Raw genomic sequence first — 17,992 nt, forward strand, 5'->3', positions numbered from 1 at the left:
AATGCTCATCGCATTGATCGCCCGCGACAAACCCGGCCATTTGCAGACCCGTCTGGACAACCGCGACGCCCATCTGGCCTATATCAACGACACCGGCGCCGTGGCGCAGGCGGGCCCGCTGCTGGATCAGGATGGCAATATGGCCGGCTCTCTGGTTATTCTGGACGTCGAAGACATGGCAGCAGGCGAGGCCTGGGCGGCCAACGACCCGTATAACAAGGCCGGCCTCTTTGAAGCTGTCGAACTGATCACCTGGAAGAAAGTTATCGGCTGATGCGCTACTGGCTGTTCAAATCCGAACCCTCCACCTGGAGCTGGGACGACCAGGTCTCCAAAGGCGAAACGGGTGAGGAATGGGACGGCGTGCGCAACTACCAGGCGCGCAACTTCATGCGCGAAATGAACATTGGCGACCGCGGGTTTTTCTATCACTCGCAGAAAGAGAAATCCGTGGTTGGAATCGTCGAGGTCTGCGCAGAGGCGCATCCGGACAGCACTACCGAGGACGATCGGTGGGAATGCGTCGACATCAAAGCGGTGCGCCCCTTTGCCAAACCGGTGAGCCTGGACCAGATCAAAGCCGACCCGCGCCTGGAAGAGATGGTGCTGGTGAAAAACTCCCGCCTTTCGGTGCAGCCGGTGAGCGAAGCGGAATGGGCCGCCGTCTGCGCGCTGGGGGAGACAGATCCAGGCTGATCTGCCACTCTGCTCTCAAGCGGCTGAAACCATTGAGGGAAGCATTATGGAATTTCTGAGTGTGATTGCGGCAGCAGCGGCAGCGTTTGTGCTGGGAGCGGCCTATTACGGTGCCCTGGCCCAGCCTTGGGTCGAAGCCTCTGGCGTGGAATGCGACGAGACTGGCAAGCCGAAAGGCGGTCAAAGCCCGATGATCTTTGCCATGGCGATTGTCCTGCAGCTGATTGTTGCGGGCATGATGCGGCATGTATTCAGCCTGTCCGGGATCGAATCCCTGGGCGCCGGGCTGATTGGCGGCGCAGGCATCGGCCTGTTTTTCATCAGCCCCTGGATTGCCCTGAACAACATGTACGGGATGCGGCCGGTGAAGCTGACGCTGATTGACGGCGGTTACGCCACGCTGGCCTGCGCGGCGGCCGGTCTGGTTCTGACCATGTTCTGAAACAAAAAAGGGAAGGACCCGCGGACAAGCAGGACCTTCCCTTCCACCCCGCGTGCTCCAATCCACCACACGCGTATGAAAATCTGGTTCCTGGCCATCCTAGCCGGTGACTCCTGTATAGCGGCCGGTGGTGCGATTCCGCAAAGCAATAACCCGGACAATGTGAGCTAAATGAAATGCTCCAGCGAACGGAGGTTTTCAGTTTCAACCTAAAGTGTGATGTCAGCAAAATGAGGCTCCATAGCAACTGCCCCTCGCTGCGCGAAGGGGCGCCTCTGAATGAGACGCCCCTTTAAAGAGACTTACATGTAGTCGCTGATAAGGAGACTTACATGTAGTCGCCGAGGATGACTTCGCTCTTTACCGGCTCAATTGCGTTCTCGTCAATTTCCGGCATCGCCTTCAGCTGTGCTTCGGACTGAGCGGTCAGCCGCAGCTGGCCGTTTTTTGTAACCTCGAAGTCTGTCAGCGGGATCGCAACCGAGTGTTCGCCCATACCCAGGAAGCCGCCGACACCGACAACGCCGGACAACTTGTTGTCGTGAACGATCACATAGTCGATTTCGCCAACGTCAGCATTGGAGGCGCTCAGAACGTTTTTCCCGACCAGATCGCCAACGGTCATGGCACGGATGTCCATCGCGCCCTCAGTATTAGGAAGCGAGGGAGAATTGGTCGTTTCTGCGGTCTCGCTGATGTTTGTGCCCGCAACTGGCTCAGTGCCTTCTTCGCCGTCACGCGTCCGCGACCGGTCCACGCCCGCGGAAGCGCCGGCAGGATCACTGTCATTTGTTTCGGTGACGGTTTCCGCATCGCCGACTTCTTCCAGAACGGTGCCTTCGCCCTCGTTACCAAAAGTGCGCGAACGGTCCGCGCCGGCAGATGCTCCAGCAGATTCGTCTTCGTTGGCGGCAAGGATGATCTGCGCTTCCGCACCTGCGGAAGCATCGCTGCTTGCCGCGTACCCGGTGCCAGCCATCAGCGCGGCGGCAGCAGCGGTTACCAGCATACGGACGTTCGATTTCATTTCGATCTTCATAACAATAAATCCTCAGCCTTAAGTTGTTGATGCTGGGTCAACGCGGCATCCTCCTAAACCGTTCCATCACGAAAATGGGAACAGAATTATTTAGACTACATGCATTTGTTCTATCTGCCCTTTTCAGTTCTTCTCCTGGAGGCTGAACCGCCCCACCGGCAGCGCGGCAATAAAAAAGCCCCGCCAAATGGCGGGGCCTGTCAGTGCGTTGCGATCAGCACAATTAGTAGCGGTAGTGCTCCGGCTTGAACGGGCCTTCCGGCTTGACGCCGATATAGGCGGCCTGCTCGGCGCTCAGCTGGGTCAGCTTGACGCCGATGCGGCCCAGGTGCAGGCGGGCGACCTTCTCGTCCAGGTGCTTGGGCAGGATATAGACCTGGTTTTCGTAGTTGTCGCCACGTGTCCACAGCTCAATCTGAGCCAGCACTTGGTTGGTGAAGGAGGCCGACATCACAAAGGACGGGTGGCCGGTGGCGTTGCCAAGGTTCAACAGGCGGCCTTCGGACAACAGGATAATCCGGTTGCCGGAGGGCATCTCGATCATGTCCACCTGGTCCTTGATGTTGGTCCATTTGTGGTTCTTCAGGCTGGCGACCTGGATCTCATTGTCGAAATGGCCAATGTTGCCGACGATTGCCATGTCCTTCATCTCGCGCATGTGCTCGATGCGGATCACGTCCTTGTTGCCGGTGGTGGTGATGAAGATATCGGCGGAGGACACGACATCCTCCAGCAGCACCACCTCAAAACCGTCCATTGCAGCCTGCAGGGCGCAGATCGGGTCGGCTTCGGTGACTTTCACACGGGCGCCGGCGCCGCGCAGGGATGCGGCGGAGCCTTTGCCAACGTCGCCATAGCCGCAGACCACGGCGACCTTGCCGGCCATCATGGTGTCGGTGGCGCGGCGGATGCCGTCTACCAGCGATTCCTTGCAGCCGTATTTGTTGTCGAACTTCGACTTGGTGACCGAGTCGTTGACGTTGATAGCCGGGAACGGCAGCTGGCCGTTCTTCTGCAGATCATACAGGCGATGGACGCCAGTGGTGGTTTCCTCGGACACGCCCAGGATCGCGTCGCGGGTCTTGGTGAACCAGCCCGGGGAGGCTTCCATGCGTTTTTTGATCTGAGCCTTGATGACCGCTTCCTCTTCGGACTGCGGCACCGGCATGATGTCCTCGCCTGCTTCGGCACGTGCGCCCAGCAGCACATAGAGGGTGGCATCGCCGCCGTCGTCGAGGATCAGGTTGGCGCCCTCAGGGAACATAAAGGATTTATCCAAGTAATCCCAATGCTCTTCCAGCGTCTGGCCTTTGATCGCAAAAACCGGGATGCCGGCTTCTGCAATTGCCGCGGCGGCGTGATCCTGGGTCGAGAAGATGTTGCACGACGCCCAGCGCACGTCCGCGCCCAGCGCCACCAGGGTTTCGATCAGAACCGCAGTTTGAATGGTCATGTGCAGCGAGCCGACGATGCGCGCGCCTTTCAGCGGCTGGCTTTCGCCGTACTCCTCGCGCAGGGCCATCAGGCCCGGCATTTCTGTTTCGGCGATATCCAGCTCTTTGCGGCCAAAGCCGGCCAGCGCGATGTCTTTGACGATATAATCCCCGGCCATAGTCTGCTCCATTCCGGTTACGTGTACACTTGCTGCAGGGCCTAACACTGCATGTGTTGATATTCAACGAAGATACCCGCAACCGGAGCCGAAGGCTCTGGCTTTTTGTGGTCGGTCAGGCTGTAGGGGGGATAGCCTGTCACGCTGGCTGTATCAGCTTGGCGTGCCCGGGTCCGGCGCTTTTTCCGCAATGTGGAAGAACGAGGATCCGGTTGCGACAACGCAGCTGATCCCGTTTGCATGTGTCACCAGAACGGTGAAAGTCCCGGTTTCATCCGACGCCCAGACCTCGATCACAGTGGCCTCGGTCCGGCCTTTCTGCAAACCGCCGGCGGTCAGCCGTTCGGAATAACCGCTTGCCAGCTTCTCGGTCATCACCTCGCGGTCGCCGCAGCTGGCGGCCAGCGCAGGCGGCGCGGTCGCGGCCATGCCGAAAAGCAAAGAAACACCAAGCAGACGTTTGAACATGACAAACTCCTTTCCGTTATGTGAGTCACGTCACAAAAAGGGGTTTGCCGCGCAGAGGGGGCGGAGCCCCTTATACCTATATAATATTGGGTCTTAACGCGGCAGTTTCAAATTCACAGCTTATAAACAGTCGGTTTTCACCCGTGTCCGGACCGTGAACACGAGACATCCCACAGCATTGCCCGCACCCTGTTCAGGCGGTAATCAATGGGGGATCGCAGCGACAGGACACACCCCATGCCCGCTAAAACCGTCCGCGCCTGGCAGCGCATGCTCTCCGGCCGCCGGCTGGATCTGCTGGACCCGACCCCGGTGGACATAGAGATCGAGGATATCGCTCACGGGCTGGCCTTTGTGGCGCGCTGGAACGGTCAGACGCGCGGGGATTTTGCCTATTCGGTGGCGGAACATTCGCTGCTGGTCGAGGACATCTTTGCCCGGATGCACCCCAAGGCTCCGGTCAAATGGCGGCTGGCGGCGCTGCTGCACGATGCGCCGGAATATGTGATTGGAGACATGATTTCCCCGGTCAAAGCCGCGGTGGGTCCGGGGTATGGCGATTTGGACCAGCGGCTGACGGCCGCCATTCATCTGCGGTTCGGTCTGCCCGCAGCCCTTCCAAAGACGGTGAAGGCGCAGATCAAGCGCGCCGACAGGGTCAGCGCTTGGATGGAGGCGGTGCAGATCGCAGGGTTTTCGGAGCAGGAGGCCAGCCGCTTTTTCGGACGCCCTAAATCGGAAACCGTGGACGGCCTGCATATCGTGCTGCGGCCGCCGGTGGAAACCCGCATGGCGTTTCTGCACCGCCATGCGGAATTGATGGAGCAGCTGTAAGGCTCAGCGCGGGCTGCGCTTGGCCAGGATCCGCTGCAGCGTGCGGCGGTGCATGTTCAGGCGCCGGGCGGTCTCTGAGACATTGCGGTCGCACAGCTCATAGATCCGCTGGATGTGCTCCCAGCGCACGCGGTCCGCGCTCATAGGATTATCCGGCGGCGGCGGCAGCTCATCCTCGGTGGCCAACAGCGCATTCATGATGTCGGTGGCATCAGCCGGCTTGGACAGATAGTCCGTCGCGCCGATCTTGACCGCGGCCACCGCCGTGGCGATGGCGCCATAGCCGGTCAGCACCACCACACGGCTGTCCGGGCGTTTTTCGCGCAGCACCTCGACAACATCCAAGCCATTGCCGTCTTCCAGCCGCAGATCCACCACGGCATAGGCCGGCGGGCGGGCGGTGGCGATGGCGCTGCCAGCAGCGACAGAGCCCGCGGTTTCCACCTCGAAGCCGCGTTTCTCCATTGCCTTGGCCAGACGCCGCAGGAACGGCTCGTCATCATCGACCAGCAGCAGCGATTTGTCGGGTCCAATGTCCTGCAGAGCAGTTTCGGCCATGCCCGGTCCTCCGCGAAGTATTTCAGTTCACGCAAGAATATGTCCGGGCAAGGGGAAAGGTCAAACAGCTATCCTGCTTCAGATTTTTTCAATGAAACAGGCGGCCTTGTCGGCCATCTGCTCTGCGGTTTCGTCGCGGCGGAAGAATTCCACGAAACCCTCTTCTGGCAGCACCAGATAAGAGAAGGTGGAATGGTCGACCAGGTAGTAGTCCTCATCGCCGTCGTTCTTCTTGAAATAGGTCTTGTAGGCTTTGCTGGCGGCCTTGACCTGCTCCAGCGAGCCGGTCAGCCCGATCATCTTCTCATGCAGGTTCGCGGCAAAATCGCCAACCGCTTCAGGGGTATCGCGGTCCGGGTCGATGGAAATGAACACAGGGGTCACGCTGATGCCGCGCTCGGCCAGCACGTCCACGGCATCGGCGTTGCGGGCTGAGTCCATCGGGCAGACGTCGGGACAGAAGGTGTAGCCGAAATAAACGATCGACGGCTCGGTGATCACGTCCTTGTCGGTGACTGTCTCGCCCTTGGCGTTGACCAATTCAAACGCCCCGCCAATGGTATCGGTGCCGCCGGCGATCTGGCTACTGCGGCACTGTGCGAATTTGTCACCCCCGCTGCCTCCGCGCGTCAGGAACCAGGCGCCGCCCACCAGGGCAGCAACAAAAGCGGCAGCAAGCAGAGCATAAACGCGGGTCATGAGATCACACTTTTCGTCAGGGAAGGGTTGTTGATCGTTTGCGGCGCCAGACCTATCAAGAAATACAGCCGATGCAACTGGCGCACGGCGTCACATCTGCGGGAGCAGCAGACCATATGAGCGATCGCATCTTCAGGCTGGCGAGCAGCCATGAACACAGCCACTGGATCCGGCTGCGGACCTTGATTCTGCTGCGCTGGGTGGCAATAGCCGGGCAGATCACCGCCATTGCGGTGGCACAGCACCGCTTCAACCTGCAGCTGGAGCTGGGCCTGTGCTACCTCGCCATCGGTATCTCGGCGGCGGGCAACCTGATCGCCATCTTTGCCTTCCCCGAGAACAAGCGCCTGACAGAATTCGAGAATTTCCTGATGGTGCTGTTCGACCTGCTGCAGCTGGCGTTCCTATTGTATCTGACTGGCGGGCTGAACAACCCCTTTGCGCTGCTGGTGCTGGGGCCGGTGACCATCTCTGCTGCGGTGATGGGGCTGCGCTCCACCCTGATTATCGGTGCCACGGCGATCATTCTGGTCACTCTGATGGCGGAATTCCACCTGCCGCTGCGCACTGAGCAAGGCTTCATCCTTCGCATCCCGGATGTTTTCATCTTCGGCAACTGGATCGCCATCGTCATCGCCATCCTGTTCATCGGCGCCTATTCTTTTCGCGTCAGCAACGAGATGCGCTCGATGTCGGACGCGCTGAGCGCCACCCAGCTGGCCCTGTCGCGCGAGCAGAAGCTGACTGACCTGGGCGGCGTGGTCGCTGCCGCCGCGCATGAGCTGGGCACGCCCCTGGCCACCATCAAGCTTGCCAGCGCCGAGCTGATCGAGGAGCTGGACGACCGCCCCGACCTGCGCGAGGATGCTGCGCTGATCCGCGAGCAGGCCGACCGCTGCCGCGACATCCTGCGCAGCATGGGACGGGCCGGCAAAGACGATCTGCATTTGCGCCAAGCGCCGTTCTCGACCCTGGTGACCGAAGCCGCGGAGCCGCATATGAACCGGGGCAAGACCGTCATCTATCATGAGGAACCGCTGGAAGGCGGCGATTTCCAGCAGCCAACTGTGCTGCGCAAGCCCGAGATCATCCACGGGCTGCGCAATCTGGTCCAGAACGCCGTCGATTTTGCCCAATCCACAGTCTGGATTGATGCCGCCTGGAACGGCGACCGGATCATCCTGCGGATCTGTGACGACGGCCAGGGCTTCCCGCCGCATTTGCTGGGACGTATCGGCGATCCCTTCGTGCGCCGCCGCCGCGGTGAGAGCGAATTGAAGCAAAGACCGGAATACGAAGGCATGGGGCTGGGCCTCTTCATTGCCAAAACGCTGCTGCAGCGCACCGGCGCCCAGCTGAGATTCGCCAACGGCTCAGACCCGTTCCAGACCCTCAGCCCCTACCGCGACCGGCGCGGCGCCATTGTCGAGGTCGCCTGGCCGCGTGAAAAAATCGACGCCATGGAGGACGGCGGCCCTGTTATCGGGAAAAATATCCCTTTAGAAATTTAACTATTCACTTTTGGGCAACCAATTAAACTTCATTTAACCATTATTGGGGAACCATGCGGGTAAACGAGAGCTGAACGGGCAGGACGAGATGCAGGACTTCGCTTCGATCGAATGGTTTGTACTGGCGGCGCTGTGCGCTGCAACGGCTGCCGCAGCGGTCTGGTGGCTGTCGCCCACACCCCGCCGCCGCGGCATGGGGCACGACCTGCTGGCCGCCGATGGCCGCACCGATGCTGTGTTCCTGTTTGACGACAACAGCCTGATCGGCTGGTCTTCGGGCGCGCGGAAATTCATTGGCGACCAGGCAGAGAACTTCGACTGGAGCATGCTGCGCGACCAGCTTGCCCGCAGCTACCCGGGCCTGCCGCAATCGCCGGGTTTCCTCAAAGACGTCGGCCCGCTGGTTCTGTCCGGCACTGCCGCCGCCGAAAGCCGCGAAGCGCATTGCGAATGGATTGACGGGGTGACCCGGGTGCAGCTGCGCCGCAGCACCCTGGAAGAGCAGAACAAATCCCTGGATCAGGAGCTGACCACCCTGCGCGCCGCGGTCCACCAGGCGCCCTACCCGGTCTGGCTGCAATCGGAAGAGGGCAATGTCACTTGGTCCAACCTCGCCTACGACAACCTGAGCCAGAAGATCCGCGGCCGGAATGCGGATTTTTCCGATCCCCTGTTTACCGACCTGCATGATCCAATGACCAGCGGCAAGCCGGAGCGGATCTCCATCCCGCTGCCGGAAAGCAAGAAAAAGCTGTGGTATAACGTCTCGACCACCGAGACCGAGGCCGGCTGGCTGTGCCATGCGGTCGACGTGAACGCTGTGGTCGATGCCGAAGTGGCCCAGCGCAATTTTGTGCAGACACTGGCCAAGACCTTTGCCCAGCTGTCGATCGGCCTGGCGATTTTCGACCGCAACCGCCAGCTGGTGCTGTTCAACCCGGTGCTGATCGACCTCACCGCCCTGCCCGCGAACTTCCTCAGCTCGCGGCCCAACCTGCTCACCTTCTTCGACCGGCTGCGCGATCAGCGGATGATGCCGGAGCCCAAGAGCTATTCCAGCTGGCGCCACCAGATGGCAGACCTGCTGGAAGCTGCCGCTGAAGGCCGGTACCAGGAAACCTGGTCGCTGCCGTCGGGCTCAGTCTACAAGGTATCCGGCCGCCCGCACCCGGATGGTGCTATCGCCTTTCTGTTCGAGGATATCACCGCCGAAGTGACTCTCACCCGCCAGTTCCGCTCAGAGCTGGAAATGGGGCAGTCGATCCTGGACCAGATGGACGAGGCCATCGCGGTCTTTGCCAGCGACGGCACAATGACTTTCTCCAACACCGCCTATGGCAGCCTGTGGCAGATGGACCCGGAGGCGAGCTTTGCCAAAGTGTCGATCATGGATGCCAGCCGGGTATGGCAGAACACCAGCGCCCCGACCCCCGTCTGGGGAGAGATCCGCGACTTTGTCGCCGGCTGCGACGGACGTGAGGCCTGGTGGTCGCGCGTCCAGCTGCGCGATGGCACCCCGCTGATCTGCAAGGTCTCCGCAATCCAGAATGGCGCCACTATGGTCAGCTTCCGCACGCCGGAAACCGCTGCCCTGCCGGCATGCCAGGAACGCTTCCCCGCGATCACCCAGGGCTGAGCAGGGAAACCGGCTTGCAGCAGTCCGGCTGCGGCGGCATTGTACCGCCATGACCACCCATACTGCGGCCTGCACGCTGAACTCACCGGATGACACGGCCCGCTTGGCCGCTCAAATCGCCGGGGCCCTGCGCCCCGGCGATTGTCTGCTGCTGGAGGGTGTGATCGGCGCCGGCAAGACCCATTTCGCCCGCCACCTGATCCAATCGCTGATGGAAGTGCCCGAGGACGTGCCCTCCCCCACTTTCACATTGGTACAGACCTATGACGTGCCCGCCGGCGAGCTGTGGCACACTGACCTCTACCGGTTGTCCTCGCTGGACGAACTGGAGGAGCTGGGCCTGACCGAAGCGTTCGACTCCGCGATCTGCCTGGTAGAATGGCCGGACCGGCTGGCCGAACTGACGCCTGCTCATGCCCTGCATCTGACGCTGGTGCTGGACCCCGAACACGAAGACCGCCGCCATCTGACGCTCCGCTGGAGCGATCCGAAATGGCAGCCCCTGATGGAGCGCATCTGCGCATGACTGACCGCAAAACCCTTTGCGAAACTTTCCTGTCCGCAACGCCGTATGCCGCCTGGCAGCGCGGCCCGCTGGCCGACGACGCCTCCAACCGCCGTTATGAGCGGCTGACAGGTGCCGATGGCAAGACAGTGGTGCTGATGGACGCACCGCCGGAAAAGGGCGAGGACGTCCGCCCGTTCATCCACGTTGCCGGGTATCTGCGGGACCAGGGCCTTAGCGCTCCGGAGATCCTGGCTCAGGATATTGAACACGGCTTTCTGCTACTGGAGGATCTGGGCGACGATCTCTATGCCCGGGTCATCCTGCGGGAACCAGCGCTGGAAATGGAGCTGTACGAAGCGGCAACCGATGCGCTGGCGGCGCTGCACCAGGCGCCGATGCCGGATCTGGAGCCGTACGGCCCGCGGATCATGGCGGAGATGTCCGGGCTGGCGCTGTCGAAATACCGTGCCGGTATCCTCGGCAGCCAGGATCCGGATCTGCAGGCCCGGTTCGAGGATCTGTTCGAAGACATCCTGCGCGGGACCGTCAAGGGCGACCCGGTGCTGGTGCAGCGCGATTATCACGCCGAAAACCTTCTTTGGCTGCCAGACCGCGAGGGCGTTGCCCGCGTCGGCCTCTTGGATTTCCAGGACGCCCGCGCAGGCCATCCAGCCTATGATCTGGTGTCGCTGCTGCAGGATGCCCGCCGCGACGTGCCCGCCGGCATCGAAATGCAGATGATCGACCGCTATATCGCAGCCTCTGGCGCAGATGAAACCGGCTTCCGCACCGCCTATACTGTGCTCGGCGTGCAGCGGAATATGCGTATTCTCGGCGTCTTCGCCCGGCTCAGCATGGATTACGGAAAACCCCATTACGTGGACCTGATCCCGCGGGTTTGGGACCATTTCATGCACGGGCTGGAACACCCTGCGCTGGCCCCGATCGGAGACCTGCTGCGCGAGAACCTGCCGGCCCCGACCCCGGAAAACCTGGATAAGCTGAGGCCCTGATGCAGCGCTCCCCCGATGCCGTCATGCTGTTTGCCGCAGGTTTTGGCACCCGCATGCGGGAGCTGACGCGCGACAAGCCAAAACCAATGATCGAGGTGGCGGGCCGGCCGCTGATCGCCCATGCGCTGGAGCTTGTGCGCGAAGCAGGCCCAGCACGCATAGCGGCTAACCTGCACTACAAGCCAGAGCCTTTGAAGGCCTTGTTAGAGCCTGAAAAGGTGCTTCTTAGCCATGAGACACCAGACATTCTCGACACCGGCGGCGGGCTGCGAAAAGCCTTGCCGCTTCTTGGGGACAGCCCGGTCTTCACCATGAACACCGACGCCATCTGGAAGGGCCCGAACCCGCTGCAGATGGCGCAGGATGCCTGGGATCCAAAGCGCATGGATGCGCTGCTGGTCTGCGTGCCGCTGAACCGTGCCGTTGGCCGCACCGGCGGCGGTGATTTCTCGGCAGATGCCGAGGGGCGCATACGCCGCGGCGGCGATCTGGTCTATGGCGGGGTTCAGATCCTGAAAACGGAGGGTCTGCATCAGGTTGAAGACAGGGTTTTCTCCCTGAACGTTCTCTGGAACCAGATGGCGGCAGACGGCCGGCTGTTTGCGCTGGAATATCCCGGCCGCTGGTGCGATGTGGGCCACCCCGAAGGGATCACACTGGCCGAGGATCTGATAGCCGCAGATGATGTTTGAACCATCCACCAAACCGCGCCTGTTTGCCGTGCCCTGCGGCGCCGATTTCCCGCGAGCGCTGGTCGAGGGCTTGCGCAGCCGCAGCCAGGACCTGCCGCCGGAGGCACTGGCGCGGGCCGAACTGATCGTCAACACCTCCCGCATGGCGCGCCGGGTGCGCAGCCTGTTTGACGCAGGCCCAGCCATGCTGCTGCCGCGGATGCTGCTGCTGACCGATCTGGCCCAGCGCGCCACGCTGGACGGCCTGCCGCCGGCCCTGCCCCCTTTGCGGCGCCGGCTGGAACTGTCGCAGCTGATTGCGAAACTGCTGGACGCCCAGCCCGACCTCGCCTCCCGCGCCTCGCTCTATGATCTGTCCGACAGCCTGGCTGCGCTGATTGACGAGATGCAGGGCGAAGGCGTCAGCACCGATACGATCCGCACGCTGGATGTGTCTGACATGTCGGGCCATTGGGCCCGCGCGCAGGCCTTTATCGGAATCGCGGATGAATTCACCGGCCTGCATGAGGGCGCGATGGATGCTCAGGCCCGGCAGCGCCAGGTGGTGCTGAACTTGATCGAACAATGGCAAGACAGCCCGCCGCAGCATCCGGTGATCCTGGCCGGCTCCACCGGCTCGCGCGGCACGACGCTGATGCTGATGCAGGCCATCGCGCGGCTGCCGCAAGGGGCTGTGGTGCTGCCCGGCTTCGACTTTGATCAGCCGGAGCATGTCTGGAGCGGGCTGGATGATCCGCTGATCTCGGAGGATCACCCGCAGTACCGGTTCCACAAGCTGATGAAGGATCTGGAGCTGTCACCGGGCGACGTGCAGCCCTGGACAGACACCCCGCCGGTCTCGCCCGAGCGCAACCGGCTGGTCTCGCTGGCGTTGCGCCCTGCCCCGGTCACCGATGCCTGGATGAACGAAGGCCCGCTGCTGACCGGTTTGGACAGGGCCACCGAAAACCTCACCCTTGTCGAGGCCCCCAGCCCCCGCGCCGAGGCGCTGGCCATCGCGCTGCGGCTACGGCAGGCGGCAGAGGACGGGCAGACCGCGGCGCTGATCACCCCGGACCGGATGCTGACCCGCCAGGTTTCTGCCGCGCTCGACCGCTGGGACATCCTGCCCGATGACTCGGCCGGCCAGCCCTTGCAGCTGTCGCCGCCGGGCCGGTTCCTGCGCCATGTGGCGGGGCTGTTCTGCAAACCGCTGGCCTGCGACAGCCTGCTGACCTTGCTGAAACACCCGCTTACCCATGACGGCGCGGATCGCGGCGACCATCTGCGCCAGACGCGCGAGCTGGAGCTGTCCCTGCGCCGCAATGGCCCGCCCTTCCCGGATGCCGCGGCCTTTGCCGGTTTTGAAAACGGCCGTGACCTGACGCCCGGCTGGACCGCATGGCTGTCAGCTTGTTTTGCGGATCAGGAGATCGCCGGCACCCTGCCCCTGACGGATTGGGTGGAGCGGCTGCGCGGTCTGGCCGAACGCATTGCCGCCGGCAGCCAGGCCGAGGGCGCTGGCACCCTGTGGCACAAGAAGGCCGGCCAGGCCGCCCTTGCCTGCATCGAAAATCTGGAAGCTGAGGCACCGTATGGCGGTGAAATGTCCGCCCGCGACTTCGCTGACTTGCTGGGCGCGCTGCTGAGCCAGGGTGAGGTGCGCGACCGCGATGCGCCTTACGGATCGATCATGATCTGGGGCACATTGGAAGCGCGTGTGCAAGGAGCCGATCTGGTGATCCTTGGCGGCCTGAACGAAGGCAGCTGGCCCGAAGCCGCCAGTCCCGACCCCTGGCTGAACCGCCAGCTGCGCAATCAGGCGGGGCTTCTGCTGCCCGAACGGCGCATCGGCCTGTCGGCGCATGATTTTCAGCAGGCCATCGCCGCGCCAGAGGTCTGGCTGACCCGCGCCGAACGCTCGGAAGAAGCCGACACCGTACCCTCGCGCTGGCTGAACCGGCTGACCAACCTGCTGTCCGGCCTGCCGGACCAGGGCGGCCGTGCGTCCCTGGAAACGATGCGGGCCAAAGGCCGCCAGTGGCTCGGCTGGGCGGAAGCGCTGGAGGAACCGACGCCGCTTCCGCAATACCCCCGCCCGTCCCCGTGCCCGCCGGTGGCGGCCCGCCCGCGGCGGCTGACGATCACCGAAATTCCGCGTCTGATCCGCGATCCTTATGCGATCTACGCCAAACATGTCCTGCGGCTCAAACCGCTTAACCCGCTGGTGCAGGAACCCGACGCCCTGCTGCGCGGGATCGTGGTGCATGAGGTTTTTGAGCATTTCATCAAGGAAGCCCAAGCAGACCCTTCGCTGCTGACCACCAGTCATCTGATCGGAAAAACCCGCGAGTTGCTGGAAATCCACGTGCCTTGGCCAGTCGCCCGCATCCTGTGGCACAGCCGCATCCGCAAGATTGCCGGCGACTTCGTCCTGGCCGAGCAAGAGCGCCAGGCCCGAGCCAAACCAGTTGCTTTCGAAGCCAAGGGCAGCGCCCGGCTGGATCCGCTGGACTTCACCATCGCCTGCCGCGCCGACCGGATCGACATGGACGACCGCGGCTTTCTGCATCTCTACGACTATAAAACGGGCACGCCGCCCAGCGAGACGCAGCAGAAGAAGTTTGAAAAACAGCTGCTGATCGAGGCTGCCATGGCCGAAGAAGGCGCCTTTGACGACCTCGGCGCGGCGGAAGTGGCGCGCGCTATGTTCATAGGATTGGGCAGCAAGTTGAGCGAAGTGCGCGCACCGCTGGAGGACGAGCCGCCCGCCAAAATCTGGGATGAGCTGCGCACGCTGATCGGAGCCTACTTCGAGCCTGATCAAGGCTATTCCAGCCGGCGCATGGTGCACCGCGACGACATCGCCGGCGACTATGACCACCTCGCACGCTACGGCGAATGGGACCGCAGCGCCACACCTCAGCAGGAGGATCTGGCATGACTATCCGCGACGCCGCCTCTGAGGCGCAATTCCGCGCCGCGCGCCCCGACGCCTCTACCTGGCTGGCGGCAAATGCAGGCTCGGGGAAGACGAAGGTGCTGACGGACAGGGTGGCGCGGCTGTTGCTGAAAGGCGTGCAGCCGCAGCACATCCTGTGCCTCACCTACACCAAGGCCGCCGCCAGCGAGATGCAGAACCGGCTGTTCAAACGGCTGGGGGAATGGGCGATGCTGGGCGATCCCGCGCTGATCGCTGCACTGACCGAGCTGGGGGAGGTCAGCACAGCAGCCGAGGATCTGGCCCAAGCGCGCACCCTGTTTGCCCGCGCTATCGAGACACCGGGCGGACTGAAGATCCAGACCATCCATTCGTTCTGTTCCTCGCTTCTGCGAAGGTTTCCGCTGGAGGCCGGCGTCAGCCCGCAATTCTCCGAGATGGACGACCGCGCGGGCCAACTGCTGCGGGCGGAGATCATGGAGGACTTTGCCCAAGGGGGCGAGGCGCCGCTGGTCGATGCCCTGGCGCGCCATGTAAGCGATAGTGATTTTGAGACGCTCACCGCCGCCATTTGCCAACGCCGCGCTGATTTCGGCGAGCCGCTGGACTGGAACGGACTGCTGGAGCTGTTCGGGCTGCCTGAGGGATTTGACGAGACCGCGCTAGAGGCACTGGTGTTCCTCGGCGGCGAGGAAGAGCTGCTGCAGCGCACCCGCGAGATGCTGGGGCAGGGCGGTTCGACCGACCAGAAGGCCGCGGCAAAGCTGGCTGGCATCACCAAGCCCGCGCTTGCGGACTTAGGCACATTGGAAAGCGTGTTTCTGACTGGCGCCAGCGCCAAGGAGCCTTTCACCGCAAAAATCGACAAGTTCCCGACCAAGAAGCTGCGCGAATCCCATCTGTCCCTGATGGATCAGCTGGAACCGCTAATGCGGCGGGTCGAGGATGCCAGGGCGAAACGCCTGGCACTGACAGCAGCGCGCAAGAGCCACTGTCTGCACCGCTTTGCCGCGGCCTTCCTGCCGGAATATGAGCGCCGCAAGCAGCTGCGCGGCTGGCTCGACTTTGACGACCTGATACTGAAGGCGCGCCAGCTGCTGAACGATCCGGGTGTTGCCGCCTGGGTGCTGTACCGTCTGGACGGCGGCATCGACCACATCCTGGTGGACGAGGCGCAGGACACCAGCCCGGTTCAATGGGACGTGATCGAGAAGCTGGCACAGGAATTCACTGCCGGCGAGGGTGCGCGCTCGGACGTGGAGCGCACGATCTTTGTGGTCGGCGACAAGAAACAGTCGATCTATTCTTTCCAGGGCGCCGACCCGGACGCATTCGACCGGATGCAGCAGGAGTTCGGCAACCGGCTGGCGGAAACCGGGGCAGGGTTGCAGGATGCCTCGCTCAATTTTTCTTTCCGCTCGTCCGCCGCTATCCTGAAACTCGTGGACCTGGTGTTTCGCGACAGTCCCCGCGCAGGTTTCCGCAAGGAGGCGCTGCACCGCGCCTTCAAATCCGACCTGCCGGGCCGGGTGGACCTGTGGCCGGTCGTCGGCAAGGTCGAGGATGACGAGGACCCCGACTGGACCAGCCCGGTCGACCGTCCCAGTAGCCGTCACCACACGGTGATCCTGGCCGAGCGCATCGCGCGCTCAATCAAGCAGATGATCGACTCTGGCGTCACGATCCCCGAAGACGGCCCTGAACGCGGCACCTTCCAGCGCCGACCGGTGCAGGCTGGCGATTTCCTGATCCTGGTGCAGCGCCGCTCTGACCTGTTCTCGGAGATCATCCGCGCCTGCAAGAAGGTCGAACTGCCCATCGCCGGCGCCGACCGGCTCAAGGTAGGGGCCGAACTGGCGGTCAAGGACATTGCCGCGCTGCTGCGGTTCCTAGCGTTGCCGGAAGACTCTCTATCGCTGGCCGAGGCTCTGAAATCACCGCTGTTTGGCTGGACGGAGCAGGCGTTGTTCGACCTCGCGCACCGGCGGGAGGCGATGTACCTGTGGCCGGCGCTGCGCGAGCGGGCAGGGGAGTTCCCTGAAACAATGGCGGTGCTGAATGACCTGCGCGCCAATGCCGATTTTCTGCGCCCCTATGACCTGATCGAACGCATTCTGACCCGCCACGGCGGCCGTCAGAAACTGCTGGGCCGGCTGGGGCCGGAGGCTGAGGACGGCATCAACGCGCTGCTGTCTCAGGCGCTGGCCTATGAGCGCACCGATGTGCCCAGCCTCACAGGTTTCCTGGTCTGGATGCAAACCGATGACCTTGAGATTAAGCGCCAGATGGGGGCGGCGGGAGACATGATCCGGGTGATGTCGGTGCATGGCTCCAAGGGGCTGGAGGCGCCGATCGTGATCCTGCCGGACACCGCGAAACGGCAGGCACCGCGGGATGCGGAAATCATGCTGGCTGATGGCACACCGGTCTGGAAACTGGCCAAGGATCAAATGCCAAATGCAATGCTGGCGGCCCGCGAAGCCGCACAGGAGAAACTGCAGAATGAACGGCTGCGCCTGTTGTATGTGGCTCTGACCCGGGCGGAAAAATGGCTGATTGTCGCTGCTGCCGGCGAGGTGGGCGAGCAGGGCGACAGCTGGTACCGGCTTACGGAACGCGCCATGCGCGACGGCGGCGCAGTGGAATTCGACGCGGAAGGTGGCACCGGCCTCCGGCTGCAGCATGGTGATTGGGACGGCCTGCCGCTGGTCGCGCCGACCATTCATGAAGCTGAAAAACACACGTTGCCCGAAGTCTTCACGCGCCCGGCCACACCTTATGCAGCGCCGGCCCAGGCGCTCAGCCCATCCGACTTGGGCGGAGCCAAGGCCTTGCCCGGCGATCAAGGGCTAGATGAGGAGGCCGCCAAGGCCCGCGGCAGCCGGCTGCACCTGCTTTTGGAGCATCTGCCGGGACGAGCGGAAGCAGACTGGCCGAAACTGGCACAGAACCTGCTGCAAGGAGCCGGCGACTGTGCGGAACTGCTGACCGAGGCCTCCGCGGTTCTGAACAATGCTGCCCTGGCAGATGTGTTTAACCCGGATACGCTGGCCGAGGTCGCTGTCACCGCTGACCTGAACGGCGCCCGCCTGCATGGCGTCATCGACCGGCTGATCATTACCCCGGAAAATGTCCTGGCGGTGGATTTCAAATCCAATGCCACCGTGCCGGCAGCGCCTGAACAATGCCCCGAGGGCCTGCTGCGGCAGATGGGGGCCTATGCCCATGCGCTGGCTCTGATCTATCCGGGCCGAACCGTTGAGACCGCACTGCTCTGGACCCGGACTGCAACCCTGATGCCGCTGCCGCACGACCTTGTGACTGCGGCATTGAAGCGGCAGTTGGAACCTTGACGATCGGTTAA

The 17,992-nt window shown here is 62.8% G+C and carries 16 protein-coding genes; 11 read left to right on the plus strand and 5 right to left on the minus strand.

Translation table 11 applies throughout. The annotated features are described in order from the left end of the window. Position 1 precedes the first annotated feature (1 nt). The 3 genes from CAER_RS0113710 to CAER_RS0113720 are packed head-to-tail and all read left to right on the plus strand — an operon-like array spanning position 2 to position 1,138. Positions 2–274 carry a YciI family protein gene (locus CAER_RS0113710; protein WP_019295350.1) on the plus strand — a complete coding sequence of 91 codons (273 nt, stop codon included), beginning with the start codon at positions 2–4 and terminating at the stop codon, positions 272–274. After that, a complete protein-coding gene (locus CAER_RS0113715; protein ID WP_027235888.1) occupies positions 274–696 on the plus strand; it encodes an EVE domain-containing protein in 423 nt (140 codons plus the stop codon). The genes CAER_RS0113710 and CAER_RS0113715 overlap by 1 nt, the downstream gene beginning before the upstream one ends. Before the next feature lie 46 nt (positions 697–742). After that, positions 743–1,138, plus strand: coding sequence for a DUF1761 domain-containing protein (locus CAER_RS0113720; protein WP_027235889.1), 396 nt, complete (start codon positions 743–745; stop codon positions 1,136–1,138). A gap of 328 nt (positions 1,139–1,466) precedes the next feature. Here the strand turns inward: CAER_RS0113720 and CAER_RS0113725 are convergent, their stop codons facing one another. The 3 genes from CAER_RS0113725 to CAER_RS0113735 all read right to left on the minus strand — a co-directional run bounded on the left by CAER_RS0113725 (position 1,467) and on the right by CAER_RS0113735 (position 4,257). Next, a complete protein-coding gene (locus CAER_RS0113725; RefSeq protein ID WP_036797308.1) occupies positions 1,467–2,177 on the minus strand; it encodes a PRC-barrel domain-containing protein in 711 nt (236 codons plus the stop codon). Between the two features lie 223 nt (positions 2,178–2,400). Further along, a complete protein-coding gene (gene ahcY / locus CAER_RS0113730; protein WP_027235891.1) occupies positions 2,401–3,789 on the minus strand; it encodes an adenosylhomocysteinase in 1,389 nt (462 codons plus the stop codon). Positions 3,790–3,942: 153 nt separating this feature from the next. Beyond that, on the minus strand, positions 3,943–4,257 hold the full coding sequence (locus CAER_RS0113735) for a hypothetical protein (RefSeq protein WP_027235892.1): 315 nt from the start codon (positions 4,255–4,257) through the stop codon (positions 3,943–3,945). 237 nt (positions 4,258–4,494) lie between these two features. On the opposite strand from CAER_RS0113735, the gene CAER_RS0113740 reads away from it, so the two are divergent. After that, positions 4,495–5,091, plus strand: a complete 597-nt coding sequence (locus CAER_RS0113740; RefSeq protein WP_027235893.1) for an HD domain-containing protein — start codon at positions 4,495–4,497, stop codon at positions 5,089–5,091. Between the two features lie 3 nt (positions 5,092–5,094). Here CAER_RS0113740 and CAER_RS0113745 read toward each other — a convergent pair whose 3' ends face one another. Beyond that, positions 5,095–5,649 carry an ActR/PrrA/RegA family redox response regulator transcription factor gene (locus tag CAER_RS0113745; RefSeq protein WP_027235894.1) on the minus strand — a complete coding sequence of 185 codons (555 nt, stop codon included), beginning with the start codon at positions 5,647–5,649 and terminating at the stop codon, positions 5,095–5,097. Positions 5,650–5,727: 78 nt separating this feature from the next. Beyond that, a complete protein-coding gene (locus CAER_RS0113750) occupies positions 5,728–6,348 on the minus strand; it encodes an SCO family protein (RefSeq protein WP_027235895.1) in 621 nt (206 codons plus the stop codon). A gap of 116 nt (positions 6,349–6,464) precedes the next feature. Between CAER_RS0113750 and regB the strand changes: the two genes are divergently transcribed. From regB to addA, 7 genes are all read left to right on the plus strand, one after another. Next, positions 6,465–7,859 carry a sensor histidine kinase RegB gene (regB, locus tag CAER_RS0113755; protein WP_027235896.1) on the plus strand — a complete coding sequence of 465 codons (1,395 nt, stop codon included), beginning with the start codon at positions 6,465–6,467 and terminating at the stop codon, positions 7,857–7,859. Positions 7,860–7,947: 88 nt separating this feature from the next. Beyond that, entirely contained in the window at positions 7,948–9,495 is a 1,548-nt protein-coding gene (locus tag CAER_RS0113760) for a PAS-domain containing protein (RefSeq protein WP_027235897.1), read from the plus strand. 49 nt (positions 9,496–9,544) lie between these two features. Further along, positions 9,545–10,021 (plus strand): tRNA (adenosine(37)-N6)-threonylcarbamoyltransferase complex ATPase subunit type 1 TsaE, encoded by a 477-nt coding sequence (tsaE, locus tag CAER_RS0113765; RefSeq protein WP_027235898.1) that lies wholly within the window; start codon positions 9,545–9,547, stop codon positions 10,019–10,021. Beyond that, positions 10,018–11,016, plus strand: coding sequence for an aminoglycoside phosphotransferase family protein (locus CAER_RS0113770; protein WP_027235899.1), 999 nt, complete (start codon positions 10,018–10,020; stop codon positions 11,014–11,016). Before tsaE ends, CAER_RS0113770 begins: the two co-directional genes overlap by 4 nt. Beyond that, the gene (locus CAER_RS0113775; protein ID WP_245597364.1) at positions 11,016–11,708 is read left to right on the plus strand and encodes a nucleotidyltransferase family protein; all 693 of its coding nucleotides are present in this window, start codon (positions 11,016–11,018) and stop codon (positions 11,706–11,708) included. Before CAER_RS0113770 ends, CAER_RS0113775 begins: the two co-directional genes overlap by 1 nt. Beyond that, complete coding sequence (gene addB, locus CAER_RS0113780; RefSeq protein WP_027235901.1) at positions 11,698–14,631, plus strand: double-strand break repair protein AddB; 2,934 nt, start codon at positions 11,698–11,700, stop codon at positions 14,629–14,631. Before CAER_RS0113775 ends, addB begins: the two co-directional genes overlap by 11 nt. Then, positions 14,628–17,981, plus strand: a complete 3,354-nt coding sequence (gene addA, locus CAER_RS0113785) for a double-strand break repair helicase AddA (protein WP_027235902.1) — start codon at positions 14,628–14,630, stop codon at positions 17,979–17,981. Before addB ends, addA begins: the two co-directional genes overlap by 4 nt. The last annotated feature ends 11 nt before the right edge of the window (positions 17,982–17,992 follow it).

The sequence above is a fragment of the Leisingera caerulea DSM 24564 genome, assembly GCF_000473325.1.
Lineage (GTDB): Bacteria > Pseudomonadota > Alphaproteobacteria > Rhodobacterales > Rhodobacteraceae > Leisingera > Leisingera caerulea.

What these genes read in the sequence shown, in the direction of transcription:
- CAER_RS0113710 (WP_019295350.1), top strand. Translation starts at nt 2, where the DNA reads ATGCTCATCGCATTGATCGCCCGCGACAAACCCGGCCATTTGCAGACC.
- CAER_RS0113715 (WP_027235888.1), top strand. Translation starts at nt 274, where the DNA reads ATGCGCTACTGGCTGTTCAAATCCGAACCCTCCACCTGGAGCTGGGAC.
- CAER_RS0113720 (WP_027235889.1), top strand. Translation starts at nt 743, where the DNA reads ATGGAATTTCTGAGTGTGATTGCGGCAGCAGCGGCAGCGTTTGTGCTG.
- CAER_RS0113725 (WP_036797308.1), bottom strand. Translation starts at nt 2,177, where the DNA reads ATGAAGATCGAAATGAAATCGAACGTCCGTATGCTGGTAACCGCTGCT.
- ahcY (WP_027235891.1), bottom strand. Translation starts at nt 3,789, where the DNA reads ATGGCCGGGGATTATATCGTCAAAGACATCGCGCTGGCCGGCTTTGGC.
- CAER_RS0113735 (WP_027235892.1), bottom strand. Translation starts at nt 4,257, where the DNA reads ATGTTCAAACGTCTGCTTGGTGTTTCTTTGCTTTTCGGCATGGCCGCG.
- CAER_RS0113740 (WP_027235893.1), top strand. Translation starts at nt 4,495, where the DNA reads ATGCCCGCTAAAACCGTCCGCGCCTGGCAGCGCATGCTCTCCGGCCGC.
- CAER_RS0113745 (WP_027235894.1), bottom strand. Translation starts at nt 5,649, where the DNA reads ATGGCCGAAACTGCTCTGCAGGACATTGGACCCGACAAATCGCTGCTG.
- CAER_RS0113750 (WP_027235895.1), bottom strand. Translation starts at nt 6,348, where the DNA reads ATGACCCGCGTTTATGCTCTGCTTGCTGCCGCTTTTGTTGCTGCCCTG.
- regB (WP_027235896.1), top strand. Translation starts at nt 6,465, where the DNA reads ATGAGCGATCGCATCTTCAGGCTGGCGAGCAGCCATGAACACAGCCAC.
- CAER_RS0113760 (WP_027235897.1), top strand. Translation starts at nt 7,948, where the DNA reads ATGCAGGACTTCGCTTCGATCGAATGGTTTGTACTGGCGGCGCTGTGC.
- tsaE (WP_027235898.1), top strand. Translation starts at nt 9,545, where the DNA reads ATGACCACCCATACTGCGGCCTGCACGCTGAACTCACCGGATGACACG.
- CAER_RS0113770 (WP_027235899.1), top strand. Translation starts at nt 10,018, where the DNA reads ATGACTGACCGCAAAACCCTTTGCGAAACTTTCCTGTCCGCAACGCCG.
- CAER_RS0113775 (WP_245597364.1), top strand. Translation starts at nt 11,016, where the DNA reads ATGCAGCGCTCCCCCGATGCCGTCATGCTGTTTGCCGCAGGTTTTGGC.
- addB (WP_027235901.1), top strand. Translation starts at nt 11,698, where the DNA reads ATGATGTTTGAACCATCCACCAAACCGCGCCTGTTTGCCGTGCCCTGC.
- addA (WP_027235902.1), top strand. Translation starts at nt 14,628, where the DNA reads ATGACTATCCGCGACGCCGCCTCTGAGGCGCAATTCCGCGCCGCGCGC.